Source organism: Flavobacterium sp. GNP001 (assembly GCF_054343775.1).
The window spans coordinates 1,550,532-1,575,872 of record NZ_JBTGUX010000001.1 but is presented as its reverse complement, the minus strand read 5'-3'; the positions used below and the strand labels follow the sequence as shown (position 1 = coordinate 1,575,872).

The window sequence follows — 25,341 nt, the reverse complement described above, 5'->3', positions numbered from 1 at the left end:
CAAAAATAGAAAAAAAATACCGCAAATTTTAGCAAAGGATAATCGCTTTTGGTACTGTTTTGTAATGCTTTCAGTTTCAAAAAAATTAGCCTGTAACGGTGTTCTTAATTTTGATTTAATTAACAAATGTGCGATTCGCGAAGTCAACATTTTTAAGTACTTTTGTGGCACTTTTACAAAACATAACCCCATAAAAATGGAGAAAAAAATAGTTTCTTTTTTGTTTTCAACTCGCTTAATGGCCTTTTTGTTTGTTGCTTATGCTGCAGCTATGGCTACTGGAACTTTTATTGAAAGCAAATACAACACAGATACCGCAAAAATTTTAATTTACAATTCATGGTGGTTCGAAGCCATTCACGTTTTTTTTGTGATTAATTTCATTGGTAACATCAAGCGTTACCAACTTTTAAAGAAAGAAAAATGGGCTACATTGTTGCTGCATTTATCTTTCATATTCATCATTTTGGGAGCTTTTGTAACCAGATACATTAGCTATGAGGGTGTAATGCCTATACGCGAAGGTGCAACTGAGAACCAAGTTTTTTCAGAGAAAACATTTTTGACTGTTTTTGTAGATGGCGAATATCAAGGTCAAATGCGACGCAGAGTTTTTGAGGAAAAGGTTTTGTTTTCACCTGTTACCTCAAATGATTTTACGATGTCAGGTAAATTTGCCGATACACCATTTGAGGTGGAGTATGAAAATTTTGTCATGGGTGCAACAGAGTATGTAAAACCAGATCCAAAAGGGATTACTTACCTAAAAATTGTAGAAGCAGGCGATGGTGGACGACACGAGCATTTTTTAAAAGAAGGCGAAGTTCAAAACATTCACAACGTTTTGTTCTCTTTGAATAAATATACTGATGGCGCCATTAACATTACAACAACTGGAAAAGAATACACTATTCAAACTCCTTTTGAAGGTAATTTTATGAGAATGGCCGACAAGTTACAAGGTAAAGTAACCAAAGATAATGTTCAGCCATTGATGATGCGTTCGTTGTATAGCGTTGGTGAAATGCGATTTGTATTTCCAGATCCGGCTGTAAAAGGAATCATCGATTATAAGTCGAATAACGATTTTAAAGCAAAAACTCATGAAGATGCCCTCACTGTAAAATTAATTGCTGAAGGTCAGGAAAAAATGGTAACGCTATTGGGCTCAAAAGGTAAAGTTGGGGAACCAAAGACTGTTAAAATTGGTAAAATCGATTATACTTTCTTTTTTGGAAGTAAGGCGTATGAGTTACCTTTCAAAATTAAACTAAACGATTTTATAGCTCAAAAATATCCGGGTACTGAAAAAAGTTACTCTTCATTTGAAAGTAAAGTAACCGTGCAAGATAAAGAAATTTTTGATGCACGCATTTATATGAATAATGTACTAGACCATGATGGTTATCGTTTCTTTCAATCTGGTTTTGATCCAGATGAAAAAGGTACTATTCTCTCTGTAAACCATGATTTCTGGGGTACGGGACTTACTTACATTGGATATTTTATTCTTTATTTTGCTATGATGGCCATCTTATTTACAAAGCACTCTCGTTTTGCTGACTTAAAGCGAAAACTAGAAGTTGTTAAAACCAAAAAGGCTAAGTTTTTACCTGTTGTATTGCTACTGTTTAGTTTGGGTTCATTCGCGCAACCACAAGAACACAATCATGAGGAGCATGAAGGTCATGTTCATGAAGAGACTGCAACTGCTCCGGCTCCAACAAAACATGCAAGCCATTCACAAAAAAAACTAAGCCAATCTGAACTTTTAGCTTTTATTACTAAAAACAAAGTTTCAGAGGATCATGCGGCGAAGTTTGCCCGTTTGGTTATTCAAGATGCTGGAGGAAGAATGAAACCGATTAATACTTTTTCTTCAGAATTGTTGCGAAAGGTAAGTCAGAGTAATTCATTCAATGATATGAATTCGGACCAAGTTTTTCTATCCATGACGCAATATGCAAACTATTGGATTGATATTCCAATTATACATTTACGAAGAGGGAATGACAGTATCAGAAAAATTATCGGCGTTGATAAAGAAGCCAAAGTAGCACCTTTTGTTTCATTTTTTGACGAAAAAGGAAATTATAAGCTAGCCAAATATCTTGAAAGTTCATTCAATGCGGCCAACCCAAATCAATTTGAAAAGGATTTCATTGAAACAGACAAAAGAGTTAACTTGATGGAATCTGCTTTGAGCGGTAGAATTTTGAAAATTTTCCCTATTCCTAACGATGCGAATAATAAGTGGGTTTCATTTTTAGAATTGAATGAAGCAGGATTAAAAGGAATGGAGGCAACTTATACCAAAAGCGTACTTCCTTTGTATTTTGGAGCACTAGCTAATGCCGCCACAACTGGCGATTTTAAAACATCAGATGAATTGGTAGAAAGTATTACTGGTTTTCAAAAACGTTTTGGTAGTAAAGTAAGGCCAAGTGAAGATAGGATATCTTCTGAAATACTCTATAACAGGTTTGACGTATTTAATAAGTTGCAAACTTGGTATATGCTGGGCTCTATTTTAATGTTGTTATTTACAATTTTACAAATTTTTAAAGAGCGCAAATGGTTGCATTATGCAGTTAATGGTATGCACATTATCATTGGACTTCTTTTTGCACTGCACACTGTTGGGTTAATTGCACGTTGGTACATATCTGGTCATGCTCCGTGGAGTAATGCTTACGAATCAATTATTTATATTGCGTGGGCGACTATGTTTTTCGGATTGGCTTTTGATCGCAAATCAAAACTTACCGTAGCCTCATCAGCTTTTGTAACCGCTATGATTTTATTTGCTGGAAACTTAAACTGGATTGACCCTGAAATTGCCAACTTGCAACCGGTTTTAAATTCGTATTGGTTGATGATACACGTTGCTGTAATCGTTGGTAGTTACGGTCCGTTGGCTCTAGGAATGATTTTAGGAGGTGTTGCTTTGTTGTTAATGTTGTTTACCAATGAAAATAATAAAGTAAAAATGGATTTGAATATTCAAGAGATTACTTATATCAATGAAATGGCATTGACTATTGGTTTAATCATGCTTACTATTGGTAACTTTTTAGGAGGTCAGTGGGCTAATGAAAGTTGGGGACGCTACTGGGGTTGGGACCCAAAAGAGACGTGGGCTTTAATTACTATTATGGTTTATGCATTTGTAATTCACGCGCGTTTTGTTCCATCATTGCGAGGTAAATGGATTTTTAATCTAATGAGTATGTTCGCATTTTTATCCACTTTGTTTACCTATTATGGTGTTAATTTTCACTTAGTAGGATTACATTCGTATGCAAGTGGAGAAGCTCACTCCCTAAATTGGATTTATTACACTTTGGGTGGGATAGCTTTATTTGGTGCAGTTTCATATCCTAAGTATAGAAAATATTATAAGAAGTAAAGTATAACATATTTTCATAAATGAGGCCCGACTATTTTAGTTGGGCTTTTTTTATTGCTCCTTTAATCACAGAAAGTTAAAAGTTGATTGTAATATTTGCAATGTGTTTTAAGTAAAACAAGAATTAAAGTTTCTCGCAATTATCGATACCAAAATATTTAATTACTGTGCTAATTTGATTTACAAAAAAAGGGATCAACAACAGTTGAGCCCTTTTCTATTTTAAAAACTAGTTTGGTTTTATACTTTACCCAAAGTATATAATTGTTCCATTGTAGGAGTTAAACTTCCACCGGCTGGTTCTAATGTAATTCCGAATCCTTCGGCACCGCTTGCACTGCTTACTGCAAATAATTTTTGATCGTTTTTATCAAAGTTATCTAGTAAACCTATACTTGTAGGAGTAAGCGGATTTAATTTTAGTGCCCAAACTTGGTAAACCATTCCTTTTGGTGGTTCAGGTAAATTAGCAGCATCAATATAAACCACTTCAGTTTCTTGATTCCAATATACCTTTGCTGATGATTGAGGGCTCACTGCCTGTCCACCTAAACTCACCACTGTGTTTTTGATATCACGAACTACTGCTAAGCTTGACTCAACCGCTGTCTTTTTGATTTTTAAGGTGTTGAATTCTTTTTCAATTTTTGCCTTATCGTCTTGAGCAGCAGCTACAATTGAAGAAGTTTGATTTAATTCATTATATTGATATGCTACACCCACCAACAAAGCTACAGATGCGGCCCATCCTAAATATTGGAATCTATTCTTTTTAGTTTCCAATTGAATTACAGGAGCGTATTTAAGCTCTAATTTTTCTTTAATTTTTTCATAGTTGGCCACCGAATGAAAAGGTGAAAAACTAGATGATAGTGCTACTATAGCTTTTTCTATCGAAATGATTTCTGAATTAATTTCGGGATTGTTTTTTGCCTTTGCGGCAACTTCTTCACTTTCTGTTTCCGTTAATAAACCATAAACATAAAGTTCCAGAATTCCTGAGTCAATATATTCTTTTGTTTCCATTATACTTTCAAATAATTTCTGAGATCGTTAATACAATTTCTGTTTTGTGTTTTTACTGTTCCTAAAGGTATAGCCAACTCGTCACTAGCCTCTTGTTGGGTGTAACCTTTAAAAAACAATAAGTCAATTATTTGAATACATTTTGGTTTGAGTCTTTTTACAAATTCATTTAATCCAATTGTATCCACTTTGTCCGACAGTATCGTGCTGTCTTCAAAGTGATTTACGAAATTATCTGTAGAAAGGTTTTTTTGACTGTTATTAAAATTTTTGGAGCGTAATTTATCTATTGAGGTATTTCTAGCAATATTAAGGATCCAGGTATAAAATCGTCCTTTACTTTCGTTATACGAATCAATGTTTTTCCAAATTTTCACAAAGACCTCTTGCAACACATCTTCGGCCTCTTCCCTGTTTTTTACTAAAACATTGATAACCGAGAACAGACTTTTTGAATACATGTCATAAAGATGCGTGAAGGCCCTCTCGTCTTTTTTGTATATCAGTACTAATAATTCTTCTTGACTCATAGTTTATATTGTTTATCTCTTACAAATTTATGCAATCTAACTGTAAATTCAGTATGATTTACAGTTAGTTGCTTTAATTAGTCAAAAAAATTAACATTTATTTGATGGAAACTCGGGCAAATAGTTACTTTTTAGTACTTTAAGTGTGAAAAAGATTAACTTTTTGTAAAACCAAAAGTAGAGCACTTTCGTAAATAACAAAAAGGAAGTGATGACCAATACCAAATAGAATCTATTTTAAATTATGTTGATTTATACCCTCTTCCTTTGTCGCTTTTAGAAATTTTAAGAACTAAATTTTTTTAAAGCAATAAGTTAAAATTGAAGTATTTAGTAAAACCATTAATTCATATCAATGAAAACACAATTTGCAACAGAATCGAGGCTTCAAAACGAGCCAGAAAGTGTTGAGGAAATACATTTTATTCCAGGAACGCCTTTCTTTGTGAAAGGGAAAATCACCTAAGCGTTCTAAATACCACGAGAAGTTTTTGTTGTTTATTTGTTTGGAAGCCTGACAGTTCATAGGGTCGGGCTTCCTTTTTTTATTTAACCACTGTTTAACAAAAAATTAATTTGTTAAAACAAAAAAAGAAGTACTTTTAACAAAAATTATAATTATGAAAAACTTAGTTTATATAGCAACTTTTGCTTTAGTATTATTCAGTTGTCAAAACCAAGCACAACCTAAAAAATCAGATAAAATTATGAGTACAGCAGTTACAGCTAAAGAAAACATTTATCAGTTTAAAGTAGAAGATTTATCAGGTAAAACTTTTGATTTTAGCACGCTAAAAGGGAAAAAAGTAATCATAGTTAATACAGCATCTAAGTGTGGATTAACTCCACAGTACAAAGATTTAGAGGCGGTTTACAAAGAATACAAAGATAAAGGCTTAGTAATTGTTGGTTTTCCTGCAAATAATTTTGCATCGCAAGAGCCTGGAACAAACGAGGAAATTGCCACATTTTGTCAAATGAATTACGGTGTTACTTTTCCTATGATGGATAAAGTTTCTGTAAAAGGCGATGATATGGCTGCTATTTATCAGTTTTTAACTCAAAAATCTAAAAATGGTTTACAAGATTCAACTGTAGAATGGAATTTTCAAAAATACTTAATCAATGAAAACGGAGAACTTGAAAAAGTTATTTCTCCAAGGGTTTTGGTTACCGATCCAGAAGTAATGAATTGGATCAAAGCATAAGTAACCAGTTGATTTTAGAAAGTAAAATATTTTAGAAGAGATTTTCAGTCAAATGAAGATCTCTTTTTTTTTGTGGTATATGTAAGTGTTGAATTTTTTTTAAACTTTTAACAATCAAGACATTAAGTTACATGTAGAATCAGTGCTTAATTTTTCTTGCTTTCTTAATGGTTTATATTTTCCTCTAGATTTTTTCGTTTTTGAAAATTTCAGCCACTGCCGCTTCGTAGTTCCGAATACTTTGCGCTTTTTTAATCTTTTTTAAAACTTTGTGCGGATTTGAAAAAGTAGTACTAAAATACTCCCACAAATGATACATTTTCAATAATATATGCGTACTTCCTGATAATGACTCGCTGTAAATAGCGTAAAGTGTATCATGAAAAGCGCTAAATAATTCTATTTTATTGGCTGGATATTCGGTAGTGTCATTCTTTATCATAATTGGTAAAAAAGGATCGGCAATCAAACCACGGCCAATCATCCAATGTGATATAGATGGGAAACGCTCTTGCATTTCTCTAAAACCTTCAACCGAAGTAATATCTCCATTATAATACAAAGTATGTTTGGCTTGATCAATACATTTTTGAAAACCATCAAGATCTACACCGCCTTTGTACAGTTGTTTTCCTAAGCGAGCGTGGATAGCAATATTTTTAAGCGGATATTGGTCCAGAATAGGAAGCACATCTAAAATTTCTTGTGGAGACTCATATCCCAATCGCATTTTCATCGATACCAAAATATCCGTTTCGTTATGGGCACGTTCTAATATATGATTGATTTTTTCTGTATTGCTGATTAGTCCTGAACCCATTCCTGACTTTGTAACCATCGGATACGGGCAACCTAAATTCCAATTGAGTTCTTTGTAACCTAATTCCAAAACGTATTTTGCAACAAACAAAAATTCTTCGGCATCGTTGGTAATTACTTGTGGAATAACCTCCAAATCTAAATTATTGTCCAATTGTAAGTCACGCTGATACGATGGTTTGATGACTAATTTACCATTAAGTCTGATGTAGGGCGAATAAAAAGTGTCAATACCACCAAATAATTTATTTTGGGCATTGCGAAAACGAAAATCGGTAAATCCTTGTAAAGGTGATGAAAGAAGGGTAAAGCTCATATTGTTATAAAAAACACAAAGGTATCTTTTATAACGCAAGTACCCTAATTATAGCTGCATTACTCTAAGATCAACTGCATAAAAACCGAGTGCAACCAACGATCAAATTTAAAACCAGATTCTTTAATTACGCCAATCGTTTTAAAACCAAATTTTTCGTGAAAGGTAACGCTGCTCTCGTTTTCGGCATCAATTACGGCAATCATAGTATGAAGTTCTTGTTGTTTTGCTAACGAAATGAGTTCTTGCAACAGTAGTTTACCAATACCTTTTCCATGAAAATTTTCATTAACATAAACCGAATGCTCTACTGTAAATTTATACGCTTCGCGGAAACGAAATTCGCTATACATTCCAAAACCAACTACTTGATTTTCAATTGTGGCTACAATTACAGGGAAATTTTTAGCCAGTTTATCTTCTATGATATTTTTTTGTTGCTCTAATGTTCTTACGTTGTAATCGTAAAGTGCTGTAGAGTGCAAAATATTGTGATTGATAATATCGAGAATGGCTTGAGTATCTTCGGGTTGATAAGGGCGAATGCTTACAGACATGGCTATTTGATTTGGTTCAAAATTAACAAAAAAGCGCTAAAAGAAAAGGAAAAAGCCTGCCAAGTTTGTAACTTTGTAACTCAGAAAAATTACACGATGATATACCCCAAAATACCTTTAGCTCAAAGCATAATTGAGTTGTGTTTGGCCAAAGGAATTACCACCATAATAATTTCGCCAGGATCACGGAATGCGCCATTAACCATTGGTTTTGCGAGCAATCCTGCATTTACTTGCTACAGTATTGCCGATGAGCGTTCGGCAGCGTTTTTTGGATTAGGAATTGCGCAGCAAACCAAGCAGGCAGTAGCTTTGGTATGTACTTCTGGATCAGCTTTGCTAAATTATTATCCCGCTTTTGCGGAAGCATTTTACAGTCAAATTCCGTTAATTGTAATTTCTGCTGATCGTCCGCAAAGTAAAATTGATATTGGCGATGGGCAAACGATTAGGCAAGAAAACGTTTTTGCTAATCATTCCTTGTACAATGCCAATTTACAAGAAGAGGCTTCGAACGAGAACGATATCAAAATTAATGAAGCTATAAATACGGCTTTGACTCAAAAAGGGCCTGTTCATATCAACGCACCTTTCGAAGAGCCTTTGTATGAAACAATCACAGAATTGTCGGTTAATGTGAATGTAATTCCTTCAGCAATTGAAAATTCAGTTTTAGCAATTGATGAAGTACAAAAAGCTGCTCAAAGTTGGAATAAGGCATCAAAAAAAATTATTTTAGTAGGTGTCAATGAACCAAATGCGGTTAACGATGCTATAATTGAAGCTTTAGCTCAAGATGAATCGGTTGTGGTGCTCACCGAAACTACTTCTAATTTGCATCATGCTACCTTTATCAGTAACATTGACACGATAATTACACCTTTTAAAGAGACTGAATTTGAACAACTGCGACCAGAAATACTAATTACTTTTGGAGGAATGGTAGTGTCAAAACGCATTAAAGCTTTTTTACGAAAGTACAAACCGAAGGAACATTGGCACATCGATCCGTTACGTGCTTATGATACTTTTGGGGCGTTGACAAAACGTTTTACAGTTACTCCTAATACATTCTTTCAGGCATTATTTCCGCTTTCGCAAAAGGGAAGCAGTACTTACTTCCAGGAATGGGAGCAGATTAAAAGTCTTAGAAAATTAAAAGCCGACTTGTATTTGTCGAAAATTCCTTTTTCAGATTTTAAAGTATTTGAAAAAGTAATTCCAGCACTACCGCAGCACTCGCAATTGCAAATAAGTAACAGTTCAGCTATTCGGTACGCCCAATTAATTGAAATTGATCCTAGCATCGAAGTATATTGCAATCGCGGAACGAGTGGAATTGATGGCAGTACGTCTACCGCAATTGGTGCGGCTGTTGCCAATAAAAAACAAACCGTGTTTATTACAGGTGATATCGGATTTTTGTACGATACCAATGCACTTTGGAATCACTACATTCCTAAAAATTTTAAAATTATTTTGATTAATAACGGCGGTGGCGGTATTTTCAGGATTTTGCCAGGTCATGCTGAAACTCCTGTGTTTAATACTTATTTCGAAACTTCACATTGCTTAACAGCTGAGCATTTAGCAAAGATGTATGGTTTTAAATATACCATTGCTAGTGACGAAAGAAGTTTACAAACCGCGGTAACCAAATTATTTGCTCAAAATGAACAAGCTTGTATTCTTGAGGTTTTCACACCTACATTGATAAACGACCAGATATTATTGAATTTTTTTAAAGAGTTAAATTAAATTTAATCTCAGTTTTCTTGATTCAGAAGATTTTATGTTTAAATTTGGTTGTGTTACGAAACTAATAAACAACCATTAAACCAATTATTTATGAGTGCAAGAGAAGAATTAATTACCAAGTATGCTGCTGATTTAAAAGAAAAATGCGGTGTAGAACCTAATATGGATTTGCTAACCAAAGTTACTATTGGTTGCGGACCATCAATTTATAATGCAGATGCTGCTACGGTTGCAGGAAGTCAACAAGCGGAATTGGATACAGTAAAAAATAACTTTTTGATCAAAAAATTAGGTCTTACTGACGGTCCTGAGCTTGATGCTGCTATTGATGCGGTGATGGAGCAGTACGGACGTTCAAACAGAAATAAGTTTAGAGCAGTGATTTACTATTTGTTGACAGTACATTTCAAAAAAGAAATCGTTTACAATTAATAAACTTTGTTTTACTGCATAAAAAAAGCGTTCGAGTCATCGAACGCTTTTTTGTTTTAAGTAGTACCATTTATCGAATTGGTAGCGGGAATACAGGCAAACTCGAGTGACCTAATTCGTCAACTGCTTGAACAGCAAAAAAGAAATTATCTTTTGAATAAGGTATTTCAGCTTTAGTTCCTTTTACAAAAATGGTTTTTTCCCAATGTTGCGATGACGTTTCACGAACTAAAATATTATAACCATAAACTGGTTTTCCTGCTGGTGCAGTCCATACCAAAGTTGAGAAATTAGTTAAATCTTTCACTTCAATTCCAACGTTAGTCGGAGCTTTTGGTGACCAAGCTAAGTTGCTGTAGGAAGCTAAGTTAGATAAGGTTACTTTTTTCATATATTCAAAGTCCATAAACTCTACTAAGTCGCCATATTGAATGTTATTTTCCTTACGAACATCTTGGTGTTGGTGGTCGTAGTTTTCGTTCATTTCACAAAAACGAACAGCTGTAAAACCATTTTGACTAAAAGGAGTGTGGTCTCCACCGCGCAAGAAACGATCGTTGCGGTACACCAAAGCAATATCCAATTGATCTACATATTGATTGGTTACCGTTTTAATGTAACGTGCCAATTGTCTTGACGGGCTATCGTTATCGCGGTTGATAGACTTTCTAACTTTTGCTTCAGCCTCGGTTTCTAAAAACGGAATTGCCTCACTGAATACGCGTACTTTTGTATTGTCACGCAACATTGTTCCGCTTGAAAGGCTATTTCCAATCATGTCGTTGTTGAACATGGCAATTAAGTTCCACTTTTCGTTTTTGGCTTTATCAGCCAAATGTTTGGCGCCGTACAAACCTTGTTCTTCGCCAACAACTGCAACAAAAATCAAGGTAAATGGGAATTCTCTTTGGCTCATGATGCGCGCCAATTCCATCATACAAGCAACTCCTGAGGCATCATCATTGGCGCCGGGAGCATCACTTTTAGCATCCATCACGTCAGACGCTCTGGAGTCTAAATGGCCGCTTATAACCATCACACGATCGTCTGTAGGGTCAGTACCTTTTAATGTAGCCATTACGTTGCCCAACTGGCTGTCGGTAGCAATGCGGCGTCCATCAGCTTTTACAGTAAAATAGTCGATTACAGATGTCAATCTGCCGCCTGAAGCTAAAGCATATTTATCAAATTCAGATTTTACCCAGCGTTGTGCTGCGCCAATACCGCGCGTATTACTTTTGGTATCGCTTAAAGTATGGCGTGTACCAAACGAAACGAGTTTGCGTACGGTAGCTTCCATGTTTTCCGATTTCACTTCGGATAGCATTTTTTTAATTTCGGGATCGTCTACGGTTGATTGTGCCACGCTCGAAAGTGAGAAACAAACCAACAGTACAAATGTAATAATGGAGTTAGATTTCATTAAGTAGTTTTTATTAGTTTCTCCAAAGTTAAGAAAAAAGAAAATGAATGCTGCTTGCGCGTTTAATTTTAGGATTTGTTTGAAGCTGAAGTTAGAAAGTTTAAGAGGTTATTTCGATTGGAATTTGAATTGAATATTGAGAATTTTAGACCTAACAGGTTTTTAAAACCTGTTAGGTCTCAGCCAAATGAATCTTATGACAGTTACTCTAGAGAATGTTTTCTGAAAACATAAATTGCAAATCTAGCCGCGATGGAAGCGAGTATCCCACGCTTTTTTGCGTGGATACTGCGTACAGCGGGACTACACGCGAGCAGTAAGACAGTTGTGTGCTCCCAAAAAGAAAAAAATAGAAAAATTTTGAATTTATTTTTTGTGGACCGTTTCTGAATATCCTATTTTCAAACTTCGTACCTTTGCGCTTTAGAAATTGAACTACAATGATTGAAATAGGAAAATACAATACACTTACAATATTACGTGATACCCAAGTGGGTTTGTTTTTGGGAAATCCGGAGCTGGATCCAGAAGGAATTCACGATGTGTTACTCCCAAATAAATATGTTCCTAAGGTATTCGAAATAGGTGAGGAGCTCATTGTGTTTGTGTATTTGGATCACGAACAAAGACCTGTAGCGACTACGCTTGAACCTTATATTTTACTGAACGAATTTGCGTTGCTTAGGGTAAACTATACCAACCAAGTGGGAGCTTTTATGGATTGGGGAATGGAGAAAGATATCTTGGTTCCGTTCAAAGAGCAAGCACGCCCGATGGAAAAAGGCAAGCGCTACTTGGTGTACTTGTATCTTGATGAAAAAACCAATCGTTTGGTTGCATCAAGTAAATTAAACCAGTTCTTAAAAAATGAAAACCTTACGGTCGAAAAAGGAGAAGAAGTTGATTTGATCGTATCGCACATTACGGAGTTAGGGATTAACGTAATCATCAACGAAAAATACAAGGGTTTGATGTACAAAGATGAAGTGTACGATGATGCAATTCGTACCGGTGATCGTATGCGCGGTTACATCAAAGCTATTAGACCCGATAATAAGATAGATGTTTCGCTTCAAATTCAAGGTTACCAAAGTATTGAACCTAATGCAGAGAAAATTATAGATGAGCTAAGAGCGAGTCGTGGTTTCTTGCGACTCACCGATAATTCTCATCCAGAAGATATCAAAACGGTATTGAAAATGAGCAAGAAGACCTTTAAAAAGGCTATTGGTGCTTTGTATCGAGAACAAAGAATCGAAATTAAAGAAGACGGTATTTACTTGATTAAAGAGTAAAAAAAAGAAAGACTAATCGATAATGATTAGTCTTTCTCGTTTTAATGTTAGGCTTGTACTTGCAAGCGTATCATTAAAAAATACAGGCTGCAATTTGTTTAACAAAGCGTTTACGTTATCATAGCAACAGTTTTGCTATTTCTGTTATACTTTTAAACGTTGCAAACGATACAACCTTTTCTATATTTTGTAGTAGTCACAAAGAACTACTGAATTCATTCTTGCAATTTTAATCAATCAAAACACAACCGAGAGTAGACTATTTTATAATTTAAAATACGTACTTATTTTAAATCGATATCGTCTTGATTATCATATGTTAAAGTTATAAAAAACGAATTAATAAGTTGCCTTTTTGGTTTCAAAATTTACTTTTTTTAACATTTGTTTTCTATAAATCAGATAATTATTACCACAAGCTTATTGAAATGGAATAGGGATAATGTAAAAAATGATTTATTTTTACACTGAAAATTTTAAATCATTCAAAATGGATTGGATTACTGCCAAAGAGTACGAAGATATCACTTATAAAAAATGCAATGGGGTAGCCCGAATTGCGTTTAACCGTCCGGATGTGCGCAACGCATTCCGACCAAAAACAACTGCCGAATTATACAATGCTTTTTACGATGCGCAAGAGGATACCTCAATTGGTGTGGTATTACTTTCTGCTGAAGGTCCTTCGTCTAAAGATGGCGTTTATTCTTTTTGTAGCGGTGGCGATCAAAACGCACGTGGACACCAAGGATATGTGGGCGACGACGGACAACACCGTTTAAACATACTTGAGGTACAACGATTAATTCGTTTTATGCCAAAAGTTGTTATTGCTGTTGTTCCTGGATGGGCAGTAGGTGGCGGACATAGTTTACATGTAGTTTGCGATATGACTTTAGCTAGTAAAGAACACGCTATTTTTAAACAAACCGATGCTGATGTAACCAGCTTTGATGGAGGTTACGGCTCAGCATATTTGGCCAAAATGGTGGGACAGAAAAAAGCAAGAGAAATTTTCTTCTTAGGACGCAATTATTCAGCACAAGAAGCAATGGATATGGGCATGGTAAATGCAGTAGTGCCACACGATGAATTAGAAGCAACTGCTTACGAATGGGCTCAGGAAATTTTGCAAAAATCGCCGATGGCTATCAAAATGCTAAAATTCGCCATGAACTTGACAGATGATGGAATGGTTGGCCAACAAGTATTTGCTGGTGAAGCGACACGATTAGCATATATGACCGAAGAGGCTAAAGAAGGTAGAAATGCGTTTCTTGAAAAGAGAAAACCAAACTTTGAAAAAAAATGGTTGCCGTAGCGAAATAGTTTTATTTGCTGCTTCAAAATCAAACCACTTCATGTATTTAGATTAAAGTGCTTAAAAAATTGTACTCTTTATGGAAATATTTACGAATGATATTATTGATACTCAAAATTTACCCAAATTAGAGTCTGTTCCTTTTACCGCTTTGAATAGTAAATACGGAATTGTTATTGCTTGTAATTTGGCACTGATTATTGGCGTACTTACTGTCGGTTTGTTTGTTTTTGCTGAACTTGAACCTGATATTTTTAGCAACCGAATTTGGTTCATTATTGGTGTTTTGACGCCTTTGTCATTGTTATTTATTGTTTGTTTTGCAATCATTGGTTTCAAGAAAAAAGGCTTTGCTTTTCGTGAGCATGATGTGGTGTATCGTTCTGGAATTATTGCTACGAATACTATTGTAATTCCTTATAATAGAGTGCAGCATGTGGCCTTACATGAAGGGTTTATTTCACGATTTTTAGGATTGGCAAAGGTTCAGGTTTTTACAGCAGGCGGTAGCGCAAGTGACATTGAAATTCCGGGTATCGAAAAAGAGCAAGCCGAAAATATCAAACAATTATTGATGGGCAAAATTCAAAAACAATTATAATGCGTACTGATTTTAGTCAGCCGCAAAGGCAGTCAGCCGTTGGTATTTGGGTTTTGTTTTTTTATACCTTACAACAATACGCACGAGCCTTTTGGCCTATTTTTTTGATTTACTTTTTTAAGTTAAAAGACTTTTATTTGGGATACATTTTTGGAGTGATTTGGCTTTTTTTAGTGCTAATCGCTCTCATTTCGTATTTAAAATACAGAAACTTTACTTTTTATCTGGATGAAGAAAATCAAGAATTCATTATCAACGAAGGGATTTTAAACAAGACCAAAACGGCCATCCAACTCAATAAAATTCAGCAAGTAAATATCAACCAGTCGTTTATTCAAAAAATAATTGGGGTTTATGAATTGCAAGTTGATACTGCTGGTAGCAACAAAAAAGAGGGAAACATCAAGGCGATTTCGCAGCAATTGGCTTTGGATTTAAAAGCGTGCTTGCTGGAAAATGAAGGTAAAGAACATAATGTAGATCAAGGTGAGGTTGGCACAACAGCAGATATTGAAAGCAACACAACGATAACTCCCTTTATAAAAATTAGTTTTTTTAGCTTGTTAAAAGTCGGAATAACCTCGAACTACCAGCGAACTATTGCCCTTTTGGTTTTATTTTTCAGTACTGTTTTCGAGAGTCTTTCAAAATTATCCGATCAAGAAACCGGCTATGAGCAGGATTTGGGGTCTTATTTTGATTCCTCTCAAGGATTAGCAGCCATAATCATGGGTTTTTTCATGGTGCTAGTTGCTGTTTTGGTACTAAATATTATTAGGGTTTTTGTGCAGTTTTTTAATTTTAATATTGCCAAACAAAAAGGTTCTTTACTTTTATCATACGGCCTTTTAAACTCCAAAAGCACTATTGTAAAACCAGAGAAAGTACAAATTACTACTGTTACGCAGAATTACTTTCAACGTAAGTGGGATATTTTAGACATTAGAATTAAACAAGCAACGGGCGGCGCCGAAGAACAACGCAAATCAGCCATTGAAATTCCGGGTTGTGATCTTGCAGAGCGAGACGCTATTTTACAGTTGTTATTTTCTAATCTCCCTGAAAAAGGAATTGAATTGACTCCAAATTACCGAAAGTTGGTTTTTGCACTTTTTATAGCTGTAGTTATTCCTGTGGCCTTGTTTTTTGGGTTGGCAAATACTTTTTACTCTGAGATAATGGAGTATGTAGGTTGGGTTCCGTTTTATGTTGTCCTAATGACCGTTTTGCAGTATTTTAAGTTCAAAAATTATCGCTTGTACATTCATCCGGAATTCATTTTGAAAAAGTCAGGAGCTTGGGATGTTAGCGAAGCAATTATTTTGCCTCAAAAAATTCAAGCTATTACCACTTCACAGCTGTTTTGGCACAAAAAAGCGGATATAGGTTCAGTTGTTTTGCATACAGCAGGAGGGAATATTTCATTTCAATTGGCCAATTATACCGTGCTGAAAGAACACATCAATCGATGGTTGTACGAATTAGAAACTTCCAATAGCAATTGGATGTAAAAAAAAGTGCATATCGTTCTTTTATGCCGTACATTTGTACATACAATTGTCAGTAAAAAAAGAATTTAAAAAATAAAAAATAGTATGAAGCAGTGGATTGAAGCCGCACGTTTACGAACCCTACCTTTATCTGTATCCGGAATCATAGTAGGGAGTATGTATGCGTTGCGACCAACAAATACAATCGAAACACCTACAGAAGTTTTTAGCTGGTCTATTTTTGGCCTTGCTTTATTAACAACCTTGGGCTTGCAAGTGCTCTCTAACTTTGCTAATGATTACGGCGATGGGGTAAAAGGAACTGATAATTCTGATCGTGTAGGTCCTATGCGTGCCATTCAAAGTGGCGCTATTAGTGCGCAAGCCATGAAGCAGGCAATTATTATTACATCTATTTTAACGTTGTTTTCAGCAGTAGCCTTAATTTATGATTCTTTCAAAGACACTAATCTTTGGTTTTCACTTTTCTATTTGGTTTTGGGAATTCTTGCAATCGTTTCGGCCATTCGCTACACGGTAGGAAAAACTGCTTATGGTTACCGTGGTTTCGGTGATATTTTTGTATTTGTTTTCTTTGGTTTGGTGAGTACTTTGGGAGTTAATTTTTTATATGCTAAACAACTTGATTTCGATTTATTTCTTCCTGCTGCCGCTATCGGATTATTAAGTACTGGAGTTCTTAATTTAAACAACATGCGCGATGAAGCTTCAGACAGAAAATCAAATAAAAATACCATGGTAGTACAAATGGGGGGTGCCAAAGCAAAAAAATACCATTATTTCTTGGTGATTACAGCAATGGTTTTGGTTTTAATTTTTGCTTTTTTAAGCGAATATCGCCTCGATCAATACCTTTTTGTTTTGGCTTATATTCCATTAATCAAACATTTAAAAACCGTTCAAGCCAATCAAAATCCAAAAGAACTCGATCCCGAATTAAAAAAATTAGCATTAAGTACTTTCGCGCTTTCTTTGCTTTTAGCGTTGTGCATGGTATCGCTTATTCAGGATATAATTGTGAACCTGTTTTTAGGCGGTCGTTAAGTTTATTTTAACCCAAAAAATAGTTTTAGTTGACAACTAATTGATACATTTTTTCGTTAATACACACAAACCTTTAATTCAATTCTTATGAAAATCACATTTTATGGTCACGCTTCACTAGGTATCGAAGTAGGTGGCAAAAACATTTTAGTAGATCCTTTTATTTCTCCAAACCCAAAAGCGGCGCATATCAATGTAAACGAGTTGGCTGCTGATTATATTTTACTTACACACGCACACGGCGATCACATTGCTGATGTTGAGGCTATCGCCAAAAGAACCAATGCCGTAATTGTATCCAATGCTGAAATTGCAGGTTATTATAGTGCTAAAGGTTTTCAGGCTCACCCGATGAATCACGGCGGAAGCTGGAATTTCGATTTTGGTAAAGTAAAATACGTTAATGCAGTACATTCAAGTTCTTTTCCTGACGGAGCTACTGGCGGAAATCCAGGAGGTTTTGTTATTGAGAGCGAGCACAAAAACATCTATATTGCAGGCGATACGGCTTTGACAATGGATATGAAACTCATACCAATGCGCACCAAATTAGACTTAGCTATTCTTCCAATCGGGGATAATTTTACTATGGATGTTGAAGATGCTATCCTTGCATCAGATTTTGTTGAATGTGATAAGGTTTTGGGCTACCATTTTGACACATTCGGTTACATCGAAATCAATAAGGAAGAGGCAATCCGTAAGTTTTTCAACAAAGGAAAAGATTTAATGCTGCTAGAAATAGGAGCGTCTATCGATTTATAAATGGTTTAGGAGCTTTTTCCTGCTATTCGTTACAATCTTTTACAAAATGGCTGGCCTTAACAGGCTGGCCATTTTATAAAAGGATTTCCACTACTATCAGGGCTAGAACGAGCGTTTAGCATTAGACGAACGTTTCTTTCTAGACCAATCGATTTCAGATTTAACTATCTTATTATGCTACAAAAAAAATATTTTTTTATTTATTTCGCGCTGTTAATAGCCTCAGGTGTTTTCGCTCAAAAAGAAGGCTACTGGGATAAAGCGCGCGCTACCACACAAGAAATTCAAGTTTCGGCACGTGACCGATTGGTAGTCAAAACTCAAGATTTACCAGAAGGCACTACCGAAATTTTGTTTCGTATTACCTTACTAGATAAAAACCAGCAAATGGCGAGCAGTTTGGTATCTGTTCTTAAAGCTATTCCTGATCCAACCGGAATAAGTCAAGGTTCAGCCGGAGCGGTTTTTTTACTTTCTAAAATATCGGGTGATGATACCTGCAAATACGCCGTTTTTACCTCAGCTAGTGCTGCGCAACAATACGTAAAAGACGGAACGGCAACAACAGCTTGCTTCGAGCAAAGTAAAGCTGTTAGTAAAGATGCGCAATTACTATCTGCTGATAAGAGTCTTTGTTTGCAGCAAAACTCAGGTAACTTATGGTTTGCTTTCGAAAGCAAAAATTGGATCATGAGTCAAAAAATCATTTTAGAAGTAGTGCCGTGGGTTGATACCAAACTAAGTCGCGGTTGGACAGTCGATAACCGAAAAGCAATAATTGAGCAATGCAAGACCTCTAATTTGGCTAAAAAAATGTCTAACTCGGATGATTTTTGTGTTTGCATTTTAGATAAGATTCAAAATAAATACAAGGCTAAGGAATTTATAAAATTACTGCCTGCAGAACAGTCTAAAGCTTTTAAAGATTTTGGTAACAGTTGTTATGGCGAAACAAGTTTATCTCAATCAATTTATGCTGATTTACGCACGCAAGCCAACACCTTAGCCAAGCAAGGCAAACCAGCCGAAGCGATTACGCAATTGCTAACTGTTGTAAATGATGGTCAAGCAACTGCTTTAGATTATAATGCATTAGGTCGCAATTATCTGATGACCAAGCAGTACGGAAAAGCGATTAAGTATTTACAAGAAGGAGCTCAAAAAGACCCATCTGAATTGCTTATTCAGCTCAATTTGGCGCATGCCTATTTGTTGAATGATAATTTTTCAGCAGCAAAAAAAATACACAAAACTTATCAAAATCAGAATGTAACAGCGCAAGCTAGTTGGCTAAAACAAACGGAGCTTGATTTTGCTACTTTTGCAAAAGCGGGTATTCAATCAGCAGATTTTGATCGTATTTTGAAATTACTTCGTTAACAAAACAAGTTTTAAAAAACAATATCTTGAAAGCAACTTATCATAAATACATGCTCGAGTTCAAGCGCCCGTCAGGTACATCTCGTGGTGTTTTAACAGAGAAAGAAACTTGGTTTATTATCATTGAGCACAACGGAAAAAAAGGAATAGGAGAGTGCGGTATTTTACGCGGTTTAAGCGCAGATGATCGACCGGATTACGAGCAGCGTTTGCAATGGACTTGCGAGAATATTAATTTGGGAGTGACAGCGCTTTGGGATGCTTTGATAGAGTTTCCGTCAATTCAATTTGGCGTTGAAATGGCTTTTCAATCTTTAGCGAGTGCCAATCCATTCGAGTTGTTTCCTTCTGATTTTACAAACGGAGTGCAAGCCATGGATATTAATGGTTTGATTTGGATGGGTGAGGAAGCCTACATGAAAGAGCAAATTGAAGAGAAATTAGCAGATGGTTTTAGATGTGTAAAACTCAAAATTGGAGCTATCGAATTTGAAAAAGAATTGTCTTTATTGCGTTATATTCGTACTCTTTTTACTGCTGATCAAGTAGAACTTAGGGTCGATGCTAACGGTGCTTTTGATAAAAATGATGCTTTAGATAAATTAACACAATTATCTGAATTTGAATTACATAGTATTGAGCAACCAATTGCTAAAAACCAAGCTGACAGTATGGCAGAGTTGTGTAAAAACACTCCTTTCCCTATTGCATTAGACGAAGAATTAATTGGGGTTTATTCTACCGCAAATAAAGATGAATTGTTGCAAAAAATTAAGCCTCAGTACATCATTTTGAAACCTAGTTTTGTGGGTGGTTTTCGAGGTACTCAAGAGTGGATTGAGTTAGCTGAAAAACATCAAATAGGTTGGTGGATCACCTCAGCTTTAGAAAGTAATATTGGCCTAAACGCAATTGCTCAATGGACGTATTTGCAAAACAGTCCCCTTCCGCAAGGATTAGGAACCGGTGCTTTGTACACCAATAATTTCGATAGTCCGCTACAAGTAAAAGCAGGACAACTTTGGTATAAAAAGGATTTGGGATGGTCTTTTGATTTTACTACTTTGGAGAATAGCAAAGGATAAAAGTTTTTTAAAAGCAAAAAAAAACGGGGCTTTATGAGCTCCGTTTTTGTATATAGTTTTGCAATGAATTTTTGGCTCCTTGTTGAATTTTATTTTGAAAAAATCCGGTCCAACCCAATAAAGCACCTTTTATTCCAAAAGCTTGTTTCGACCATTTGTAAAGGTCAAAATCATCTACATGTTTGATGATTAAACCGTTTTTAAAATAAAATTGGGCTTGAATGCGGTTGACAACAGTGGCATTGGTTGCACTAAATGGATAAGTAGCTGTCCACTGTGCTTTTCCTAAGTATTCATTGGCTATAACATTACTCAAATCAATTTTCAAATTGCCTTTGCTCTTTTTTATCAACATTTCCCACATGGCAAGTACATCTGAAGCTTGTAACACTCCAAAAACGGGATCTCTGAACTCTACATTTGGATCATAACAAGTTTTCATTGTTGTTATATCACCTTTAACCAAAGCTGTATAAAATTTAGATATGAGTTGTTCGTTGCGATGCATACTGAAAAGGTTTGAAAATATAGTAACTGCTTCTAAATAATTTTATAATAAACGCTAGTAAATTTGATTGATCAAACTTATTCAAAGCAGTTTGCAATATAAATTATAAAAATAGCAACTTTTCTTTCATTATGTCTTGATTTTTAATAAAATTATGACATAAAGTACTTTCTTTTAGTAGCTTACTTTTTACTTTAAACCTTTTCTATCCCTTACAGAGGATAATTATTTTTATTCGTTGTCTCGTTGCTCGTTAAAATTTGCAGCTTTTTTTTGTACCAAAGCGCCTACAGCAAATTGCAAAATGGTGCCAAATACTTTTTTTATGGGATTATGCGTGCTGCCAACTACTGCTTTACGTGTTAAATAACCCGTGAGCAACCCCAAACCATTACTTATTAAATCACTTTTTAAATCAGAAGATTGACGGACTTCGCCAAATGTTCTTTTTAGAATATTTATTGGTTTATAATGGCTGTACGTTTCATGATATTGATTTTTAAGGTCTAACAACTCCAATTCTTGTTTTCGCTTCAAGAGATCAATAGCTTCTTGTAAAGTGTCTGAGGGATTGATACGTTTCATAGCGTTTTGTTTTTAAGCATTTTTACAATAATCAAATTGCTGATTGGTGTTTTGATCCACTGCTCTTTGAAAACAAACAGCAAAACAGCTATTAGCAAATAAAATATTGCTACAATAAAAAAACCAAAATGTATTTTGCCTACAAGATCACCTATATAAAAAGAAAGGCCAATGTTGACTAGCAATGCGAACATTCCAATTACAGCACCAATCATCATTCGTGATAACAATGACGACGTTAAATCGGCTGCTTTGTCTATTGCTTGTAACTTGGCTAATTCAATTGAAGTTTTGGTATAGGTCTCTGCTTTTTCAAAAAGATCCTCTATTGAAGGTGTTTTTTTTTCCATGATAATTGTGTTGCATTAAAAGTTCAAACAAAATGAATTTGTTTGAAATGACATTTAAAGTTTTTTGGCCGCTTGGTTTAAAGCTTCCGTACCTTCAATTATTGCATCTTTACCTTCTTCGGTCGCCGAATTATATTTTTTTTGAATAGTTCCGATTAAGGCATCAATTTGACTTTTCAAATCTTCTGCATAATCAGCGCTTTTATCAGCTATTTTTTTTCTGGTTTTGCTTCCTTTTTCAGGTGCAAATAATACTCCTAAAAGTGCTCCAACAGCTACTCCGCCTAAAATTCCTAAAACTACTTTATCTGCTTTCATATTAATATGTTTTAATGTTTTTGTTTTTAGTTTGCCTTAGCAAATGCATTACCCTTTTTTTTCAAATAGCAACAAAACCTAAATTTTTAATAAAAAAAACTAAGTTTTGAAGATATGGAATTTAAAAGGTCTTAGATACTTCTTCCTGAGATAAGTCTGAATAGTACTGCAATAACCGCAATAACTAGAAGTAAGTGAATGATTGATCCCAGACTGTAAGCGAAAAAGCCGATAGCCCATAAAATAACTAAGATAACTGCGATGGTGTAAAAAAGATTGTTCATAATTTTGGTTTTTAAAAGGTTAGATTGAATTAGCCGTTGGTTGTATTTAGTGAGGTTGTACTAGTCTTTATTTTAGTATGACCAATAACTTTTCACCAGTAGTTACATCCAACGGCTTATTTATGATTTAGTTAAGTCTTAATCCGATGTAGGCACTAAGCACACTATTCTTGGCATCTGATGAATTAAAATCACCTTCTTTTCCAATTTTGGTTAAACCGTAGTTATAACGTACTCCAAAATTTACTGCATCTAAATCGATTCCAATACCTGCTGCAACACCTGCATCAAACTTGTTAAAATCGTCGGTATCTAAAGTTTGTTCTCCAGAAATGATACCAGATTCAAATGTTCTTTTACCGCTTACCATGTATGCAGCATATGGGCCAACATGAACGTTAAAATTTTCAGTTAAATTTGCAACCAATAATACAGGTACTTCAATATAGTTTACATTGAATTTTGAGGTACTATTATCAGTCACTAATTCAGCACCTTTTGTTGTGAAACTAATCTCTGGTTGGATGGCAATGCTATTTGTAATCGGTAATTTAGCATACAAACCTGCATTGAAACCAGTTAGGATATTATTGTCATCTACGGTATCTGTATACAAGTTAGAAAAGTTTAAACCTCCTTTAAAACCAAAAGCGGCTGTTTTTTCTTGCGCTTGCATTCCTGTAAATGCTAATAAACCAGTTACTACTGCTGCATAAAGTGTTCTTTTTGTATTTCTCATGACTTTGTTTTTTAATTGTTTTTATTTGATACAAAGATGGGATACTTCATCATAAATCGTGTTACACGAATTTGTCCAATTTTTATACAATTCACATATTTTACAATTAACAACGCTTTTCTGGAGCAATTCTATGAGTTTTTCACCGATTTGGATAAAAATGGACTGCAATTGTATACTTAAAGATGACTTTTGATCAGAAGTAAAGTGGTTAATTTTCCTATTGCTCTAATAGAAAGCCATTCTCTTTCAACACTTGTTTTTGTAATAACAATTAAAATGTTTTTAATTGAAGAAATGGATTGATGCGAAATATTTTACTAATCTTAATTATTGAATAAGATTTTCTAAATTTTCATCATCTTTAAGTTTTGCAGCTCTTTTTGAAGTGATCGTTGATCCAGCAGATGCAATAACCACACTACAAAGCGCTAAAATTTCATTTGTATTGAGACGCTCGCTCAAAAAAAGTAATCCGCAAATAGCTGCAGCAGCAGGCTCTAAACTCATTAAAATACTAAAGGTACGTGCCGGTAATTGCCCAAGTGCTTTCATTTCCAGCGTAAATGGTATCGCGCTTGATAAAAGAGCAAGAGCAATTCCCATGTATAAATATGTAGGAGTAAGAAGGAGAAGCCCTTTTCCAGCAATTCCAAATGGGATAATTAATAGTGAACCAAAAAGCATTCCTATTGCTACAGCTTGGCCACCGTTCATTATTTTTGAAATTTTTCCTCCTAAGATAATATATACTGCCCAAAAGCCTCCTGCGAGCAAGGCAAATACAACTCCCAGAATGTCAATTTCGTTATTAGTCCAAGGTGCAATCAATGCAATTCCTGTAGCTGCTAGAGCAACCCATAAATAATCCAAAATTCGTTTCGATCCCAAAACTGCAACTAGTAATGGTCCGAAAAACTCTAGGGTAACCGCAAGCCCAATTGGGATGCGTTCAATTGCTAAATAAAAAATCAAATTCATAGCTCCTAAGGATAATCCATACGGGACAACAATTTTCCATTGCTGGGCAGTTATTTTAAATAAGTTAGGTCTATAAACGACTAGAAGAATTAGTGCTGAAATCCCAATTCGTAGTGAGGCTGTAGCTGTTGCACCCAATATTGGAAATAAAGTTTTTGCAATGGCTGCTCCTGATTGAACGCTTATAATGGCAAAAAGTACCGCAGGAATAGGAGGGATGGAAAGGAATTTGGTTTTCACAACTTTGATTTATAGGAGTAGTAAAGCTACTAAAAAATACTTTCTGGCGAAGTACTTTTTATTTGATGATAAGATACTTTAAGTATAAAGCAAATGTGAAGAACGCATCTTTAATTTGTTTTTTTTGCTACAAGACAAATCTTGAGTCATGTAAAACTTTTTTAATCTTACTAATTATAAAGTTTAAAATAGAGATTTTGTATTGGTGTAAATAAAGAAAATTTTGTAACTAAAATATTGAAAATGAGTAGTAATAGTAGTGCTTTTTTTATATCTTTAGCACAGTCAAAAAAAAATATATATCAACTAAATAATAATTTTCAAATCGTTAAATCAAATGATAAAAAACTACTTTTTGTTCCTTTCAGTATTCTGTACCATTTTTTTACATGCTCAAAGTAAAAATGTTTTTGATATTTCACGAAAAGGTACTTTAGAAGAAATTAAAAATGTTTTTAAAGAAAACCCTAACATCATTAATTCCGTAGATACTAATGGATATACGCCGTTAATTTTGGCTTGTTATAGAGGTAATAAAGAGGTAGCGTTGTTTTTAGCTGAAAAGGTAAGTGATGTCAATTACAACAATGGGATGGGGAGTGCAGTAATGGCAGCTGTAATGTCAGGAAATAGCGCCATTGTTGAAAAACTTATTGCGTTAAAAGCTAATCTGAATGAAGTAGATGCTCAAGGAAAAACCGCATTGATTTATGCTACATTTTTTAACAAAAATGAAATTGCCAAAATGCTTATAAAAGCAGGCGCTAATCTCAACATAAAGGATAGTGATGGTAAAAGTGCACAAGATTTTGCCAATTTCAATAAAAATACAGAATTAATAATATTGCTAAATTAA

General features: G+C 34.8%; 25 protein-coding genes. 13 read left to right on the top strand and 12 right to left on the bottom strand.

What is annotated here, in order from left to right:
• Positions 1-196: 196 nt before the first annotated feature.
• The gene (locus ACXX8U_RS06705) at positions 197-3,409 is read left to right on the top strand and encodes a cytochrome c biogenesis protein (RefSeq protein WP_458565179.1); all 3,213 of its coding nucleotides are present in this window, start codon (positions 197-199) and stop codon (positions 3,407-3,409) included.
• Positions 3,410-3,649: 240 nt separating this feature from the next.
• Here the strand turns inward: ACXX8U_RS06705 and ACXX8U_RS06700 are convergent, their stop codons facing one another.
• Together ACXX8U_RS06700 and ACXX8U_RS06695 are read right to left on the bottom strand one after the other, a co-directional pair.
• Positions 3,650-4,435, bottom strand: coding sequence for an anti-sigma factor (locus ACXX8U_RS06700; RefSeq protein WP_458565178.1), 786 nt, complete (start codon positions 4,433-4,435; stop codon positions 3,650-3,652).
• Positions 4,435-4,965 (bottom strand): RNA polymerase sigma factor, encoded by a 531-nt coding sequence (locus ACXX8U_RS06695; RefSeq protein WP_210789369.1) that lies wholly within the window; start codon positions 4,963-4,965, stop codon positions 4,435-4,437. Before ACXX8U_RS06695 ends, ACXX8U_RS06700 begins: the two co-directional genes overlap by 1 nt.
• A 707-nt stretch (positions 4,966-5,672) precedes the next feature.
• Here ACXX8U_RS06695 and ACXX8U_RS06690 point away from each other — a divergent pair.
• Positions 5,673-6,173, top strand: a complete 501-nt coding sequence (locus ACXX8U_RS06690; protein ID WP_254906704.1) for a glutathione peroxidase — start codon at positions 5,673-5,675, stop codon at positions 6,171-6,173.
• A gap of 184 nt (positions 6,174-6,357) precedes the next feature.
• On the opposite strand, the gene ACXX8U_RS06685 is transcribed toward ACXX8U_RS06690, so the two are convergent.
• Both ACXX8U_RS06685 and ACXX8U_RS06680 read right to left on the bottom strand, forming a co-directional pair.
• The gene (locus ACXX8U_RS06685; RefSeq protein WP_458565177.1) at positions 6,358-7,308 is read right to left on the bottom strand and encodes a tRNA dihydrouridine synthase; all 951 of its coding nucleotides are present in this window, start codon (positions 7,306-7,308) and stop codon (positions 6,358-6,360) included.
• 59 nt (positions 7,309-7,367) lie between these two features.
• Positions 7,368-7,865: a GNAT family N-acetyltransferase gene (locus ACXX8U_RS06680; RefSeq protein ID WP_458565176.1), complete on the bottom strand. Its 498-nt coding sequence runs from the start codon at positions 7,863-7,865 to the stop codon at positions 7,368-7,370.
• Between the two features lie 96 nt (positions 7,866-7,961).
• On the opposite strand from ACXX8U_RS06680, the gene menD reads away from it, so the two are divergent.
• Together menD and ACXX8U_RS06670 are read left to right on the top strand one after the other, a co-directional pair.
• Positions 7,962-9,623: a 2-succinyl-5-enolpyruvyl-6-hydroxy-3-cyclohexene-1-carboxylic-acid synthase gene (menD, locus tag ACXX8U_RS06675; RefSeq protein ID WP_458565175.1), complete on the top strand. Its 1,662-nt coding sequence runs from the start codon at positions 7,962-7,964 to the stop codon at positions 9,621-9,623.
• 90 nt (positions 9,624-9,713) lie between these two features.
• Positions 9,714-10,055 (top strand): DUF2853 family protein, encoded by a 342-nt coding sequence (locus tag ACXX8U_RS06670; RefSeq protein ID WP_458565174.1) that lies wholly within the window; start codon positions 9,714-9,716, stop codon positions 10,053-10,055.
• 70 nt (positions 10,056-10,125) lie between these two features.
• Here the strand turns inward: ACXX8U_RS06670 and ACXX8U_RS06665 are convergent, their stop codons facing one another.
• Positions 10,126-11,478, bottom strand: a complete 1,353-nt coding sequence (locus ACXX8U_RS06665; RefSeq protein WP_458565173.1) for a M28 family metallopeptidase — start codon at positions 11,476-11,478, stop codon at positions 10,126-10,128.
• 440 nt (positions 11,479-11,918) lie between these two features.
• Between ACXX8U_RS06665 and ACXX8U_RS06660 the strand changes: the two genes are divergently transcribed.
• The 8 genes from ACXX8U_RS06660 (at position 11,919) to ACXX8U_RS06625 (ending at position 20,480) form a co-directional block, all read left to right on the top strand.
• A complete protein-coding gene (locus ACXX8U_RS06660; RefSeq protein WP_458565172.1) occupies positions 11,919-12,773 on the top strand; it encodes a CvfB family protein in 855 nt (284 codons plus the stop codon).
• Between the two features lie 451 nt (positions 12,774-13,224).
• Positions 13,225-14,094 carry a 1,4-dihydroxy-2-naphthoyl-CoA synthase gene (locus ACXX8U_RS06655; RefSeq protein ID WP_166134218.1) on the top strand — a complete coding sequence of 290 codons (870 nt, stop codon included), beginning with the start codon at positions 13,225-13,227 and terminating at the stop codon, positions 14,092-14,094.
• A gap of 79 nt (positions 14,095-14,173) precedes the next feature.
• Positions 14,174-14,695, top strand: coding sequence for a PH domain-containing protein (locus tag ACXX8U_RS06650; protein ID WP_458565171.1), 522 nt, complete (start codon positions 14,174-14,176; stop codon positions 14,693-14,695).
• Positions 14,695-16,206, top strand: a complete 1,512-nt coding sequence (locus ACXX8U_RS06645) for a PH domain-containing protein (RefSeq protein ID WP_458565170.1) — start codon at positions 14,695-14,697, stop codon at positions 16,204-16,206. Before ACXX8U_RS06650 ends, ACXX8U_RS06645 begins: the two co-directional genes overlap by 1 nt.
• Before the next feature lie 84 nt (positions 16,207-16,290).
• Complete coding sequence (menA, locus tag ACXX8U_RS06640; RefSeq protein ID WP_458565169.1) at positions 16,291-17,250, top strand: 1,4-dihydroxy-2-naphthoate octaprenyltransferase; 960 nt, start codon at positions 16,291-16,293, stop codon at positions 17,248-17,250.
• A gap of 87 nt (positions 17,251-17,337) precedes the next feature.
• Positions 17,338-18,015: a metal-dependent hydrolase gene (locus ACXX8U_RS06635; protein WP_458565168.1), complete on the top strand. Its 678-nt coding sequence runs from the start codon at positions 17,338-17,340 to the stop codon at positions 18,013-18,015.
• Positions 18,016-18,189: 174 nt separating this feature from the next.
• Positions 18,190-19,395 (top strand): tetratricopeptide repeat protein, encoded by a 1,206-nt coding sequence (locus ACXX8U_RS06630; RefSeq protein ID WP_458565167.1) that lies wholly within the window; start codon positions 18,190-18,192, stop codon positions 19,393-19,395.
• A 26-nt stretch (positions 19,396-19,421) separates the two neighbouring features.
• Positions 19,422-20,480 (top strand): o-succinylbenzoate synthase, encoded by a 1,059-nt coding sequence (locus ACXX8U_RS06625; protein WP_458565166.1) that lies wholly within the window; start codon positions 19,422-19,424, stop codon positions 20,478-20,480.
• A gap of 31 nt (positions 20,481-20,511) precedes the next feature.
• On the opposite strand, the gene ACXX8U_RS06620 is transcribed toward ACXX8U_RS06625, so the two are convergent.
• The 7 genes from ACXX8U_RS06620 to ACXX8U_RS06590 form a co-directional block, all read right to left on the bottom strand.
• Positions 20,512-20,988, bottom strand: a complete 477-nt coding sequence (locus tag ACXX8U_RS06620) for a nuclear transport factor 2 family protein (protein ID WP_458565165.1) — start codon at positions 20,986-20,988, stop codon at positions 20,512-20,514.
• Positions 20,989-21,219: 231 nt separating this feature from the next.
• Positions 21,220-21,573, bottom strand: coding sequence for a hypothetical protein (locus ACXX8U_RS06615; RefSeq protein WP_458565164.1), 354 nt, complete (start codon positions 21,571-21,573; stop codon positions 21,220-21,222).
• Positions 21,570-21,923 carry a phage holin family protein gene (locus ACXX8U_RS06610; protein WP_458565163.1) on the bottom strand — a complete coding sequence of 118 codons (354 nt, stop codon included), beginning with the start codon at positions 21,921-21,923 and terminating at the stop codon, positions 21,570-21,572. The genes ACXX8U_RS06615 and ACXX8U_RS06610 overlap by 4 nt, the downstream gene beginning before the upstream one ends.
• A gap of 54 nt (positions 21,924-21,977) precedes the next feature.
• Positions 21,978-22,241, bottom strand: coding sequence for a YtxH domain-containing protein (locus ACXX8U_RS06605; protein WP_458565162.1), 264 nt, complete (start codon positions 22,239-22,241; stop codon positions 21,978-21,980).
• 131 nt (positions 22,242-22,372) lie between these two features.
• Positions 22,373-22,525 (bottom strand): lmo0937 family membrane protein, encoded by a 153-nt coding sequence (locus tag ACXX8U_RS06600; protein ID WP_458565161.1) that lies wholly within the window; start codon positions 22,523-22,525, stop codon positions 22,373-22,375.
• A 127-nt stretch (positions 22,526-22,652) separates the two neighbouring features.
• Positions 22,653-23,264, bottom strand: a complete 612-nt coding sequence (locus ACXX8U_RS06595) for a porin family protein (RefSeq protein ID WP_458565160.1) — start codon at positions 23,262-23,264, stop codon at positions 22,653-22,655.
• 330 nt (positions 23,265-23,594) lie between these two features.
• Positions 23,595-24,485, bottom strand: a complete 891-nt coding sequence (locus ACXX8U_RS06590) for an EamA family transporter (RefSeq protein ID WP_458565159.1) — start codon at positions 24,483-24,485, stop codon at positions 23,595-23,597.
• A 337-nt stretch (positions 24,486-24,822) separates the two neighbouring features.
• Between ACXX8U_RS06590 and ACXX8U_RS06585 the strand changes: the two genes are divergently transcribed.
• A complete protein-coding gene (locus ACXX8U_RS06585) occupies positions 24,823-25,341 on the top strand; it encodes an ankyrin repeat domain-containing protein (protein WP_458565158.1) in 519 nt (172 codons plus the stop codon).

Coding starts and splice junctions, on each gene's coding strand:
- ACXX8U_RS06705 (WP_458565179.1), top strand. CDS start 197: ATGGAGAAAAAAATAGTTTCTTTTTTGTTTTCAACTCGCTTAATGGCC.
- ACXX8U_RS06700 (WP_458565178.1), bottom strand. CDS start 4,435: ATGGAAACAAAAGAATATATTGACTCAGGAATTCTGGAACTTTATGTT.
- ACXX8U_RS06695 (WP_210789369.1), bottom strand. CDS start 4,965: ATGAGTCAAGAAGAATTATTAGTACTGATATACAAAAAAGACGAGAGG.
- ACXX8U_RS06690 (WP_254906704.1), top strand. CDS start 5,673: ATGAGTACAGCAGTTACAGCTAAAGAAAACATTTATCAGTTTAAAGTA.
- ACXX8U_RS06685 (WP_458565177.1), bottom strand. CDS start 7,308: ATGAGCTTTACCCTTCTTTCATCACCTTTACAAGGATTTACCGATTTT.
- ACXX8U_RS06680 (WP_458565176.1), bottom strand. CDS start 7,865: ATGTCTGTAAGCATTCGCCCTTATCAACCCGAAGATACTCAAGCCATT.
- menD (WP_458565175.1), top strand. CDS start 7,962: ATGATATACCCCAAAATACCTTTAGCTCAAAGCATAATTGAGTTGTGT.
- ACXX8U_RS06670 (WP_458565174.1), top strand. CDS start 9,714: ATGAGTGCAAGAGAAGAATTAATTACCAAGTATGCTGCTGATTTAAAA.
- ACXX8U_RS06665 (WP_458565173.1), bottom strand. CDS start 11,478: ATGAAATCTAACTCCATTATTACATTTGTACTGTTGGTTTGTTTCTCA.
- ACXX8U_RS06660 (WP_458565172.1), top strand. CDS start 11,919: ATGATTGAAATAGGAAAATACAATACACTTACAATATTACGTGATACC.
- ACXX8U_RS06655 (WP_166134218.1), top strand. CDS start 13,225: ATGATTTATTTTTACACTGAAAATTTTAAATCATTCAAAATGGATTGG.
- ACXX8U_RS06650 (WP_458565171.1), top strand. CDS start 14,174: ATGGAAATATTTACGAATGATATTATTGATACTCAAAATTTACCCAAA.
- ACXX8U_RS06645 (WP_458565170.1), top strand. CDS start 14,695: ATGCGTACTGATTTTAGTCAGCCGCAAAGGCAGTCAGCCGTTGGTATT.
- menA (WP_458565169.1), top strand. CDS start 16,291: ATGAAGCAGTGGATTGAAGCCGCACGTTTACGAACCCTACCTTTATCT.
- ACXX8U_RS06635 (WP_458565168.1), top strand. CDS start 17,338: ATGAAAATCACATTTTATGGTCACGCTTCACTAGGTATCGAAGTAGGT.
- ACXX8U_RS06630 (WP_458565167.1), top strand. CDS start 18,190: ATGCTACAAAAAAAATATTTTTTTATTTATTTCGCGCTGTTAATAGCC.
- ACXX8U_RS06620 (WP_458565165.1), bottom strand. CDS start 20,988: ATGCATCGCAACGAACAACTCATATCTAAATTTTATACAGCTTTGGTT.
- ACXX8U_RS06615 (WP_458565164.1), bottom strand. CDS start 21,573: ATGAAACGTATCAATCCCTCAGACACTTTACAAGAAGCTATTGATCTC.
- ACXX8U_RS06610 (WP_458565163.1), bottom strand. CDS start 21,923: ATGGAAAAAAAAACACCTTCAATAGAGGATCTTTTTGAAAAAGCAGAG.
- ACXX8U_RS06605 (WP_458565162.1), bottom strand. CDS start 22,241: ATGAAAGCAGATAAAGTAGTTTTAGGAATTTTAGGCGGAGTAGCTGTT.
- ACXX8U_RS06600 (WP_458565161.1), bottom strand. CDS start 22,525: ATGAACAATCTTTTTTACACCATCGCAGTTATCTTAGTTATTTTATGG.
- ACXX8U_RS06595 (WP_458565160.1), bottom strand. CDS start 23,264: ATGAGAAATACAAAAAGAACACTTTATGCAGCAGTAGTAACTGGTTTA.
- ACXX8U_RS06585 (WP_458565158.1), top strand. CDS start 24,823: ATGATAAAAAACTACTTTTTGTTCCTTTCAGTATTCTGTACCATTTTT.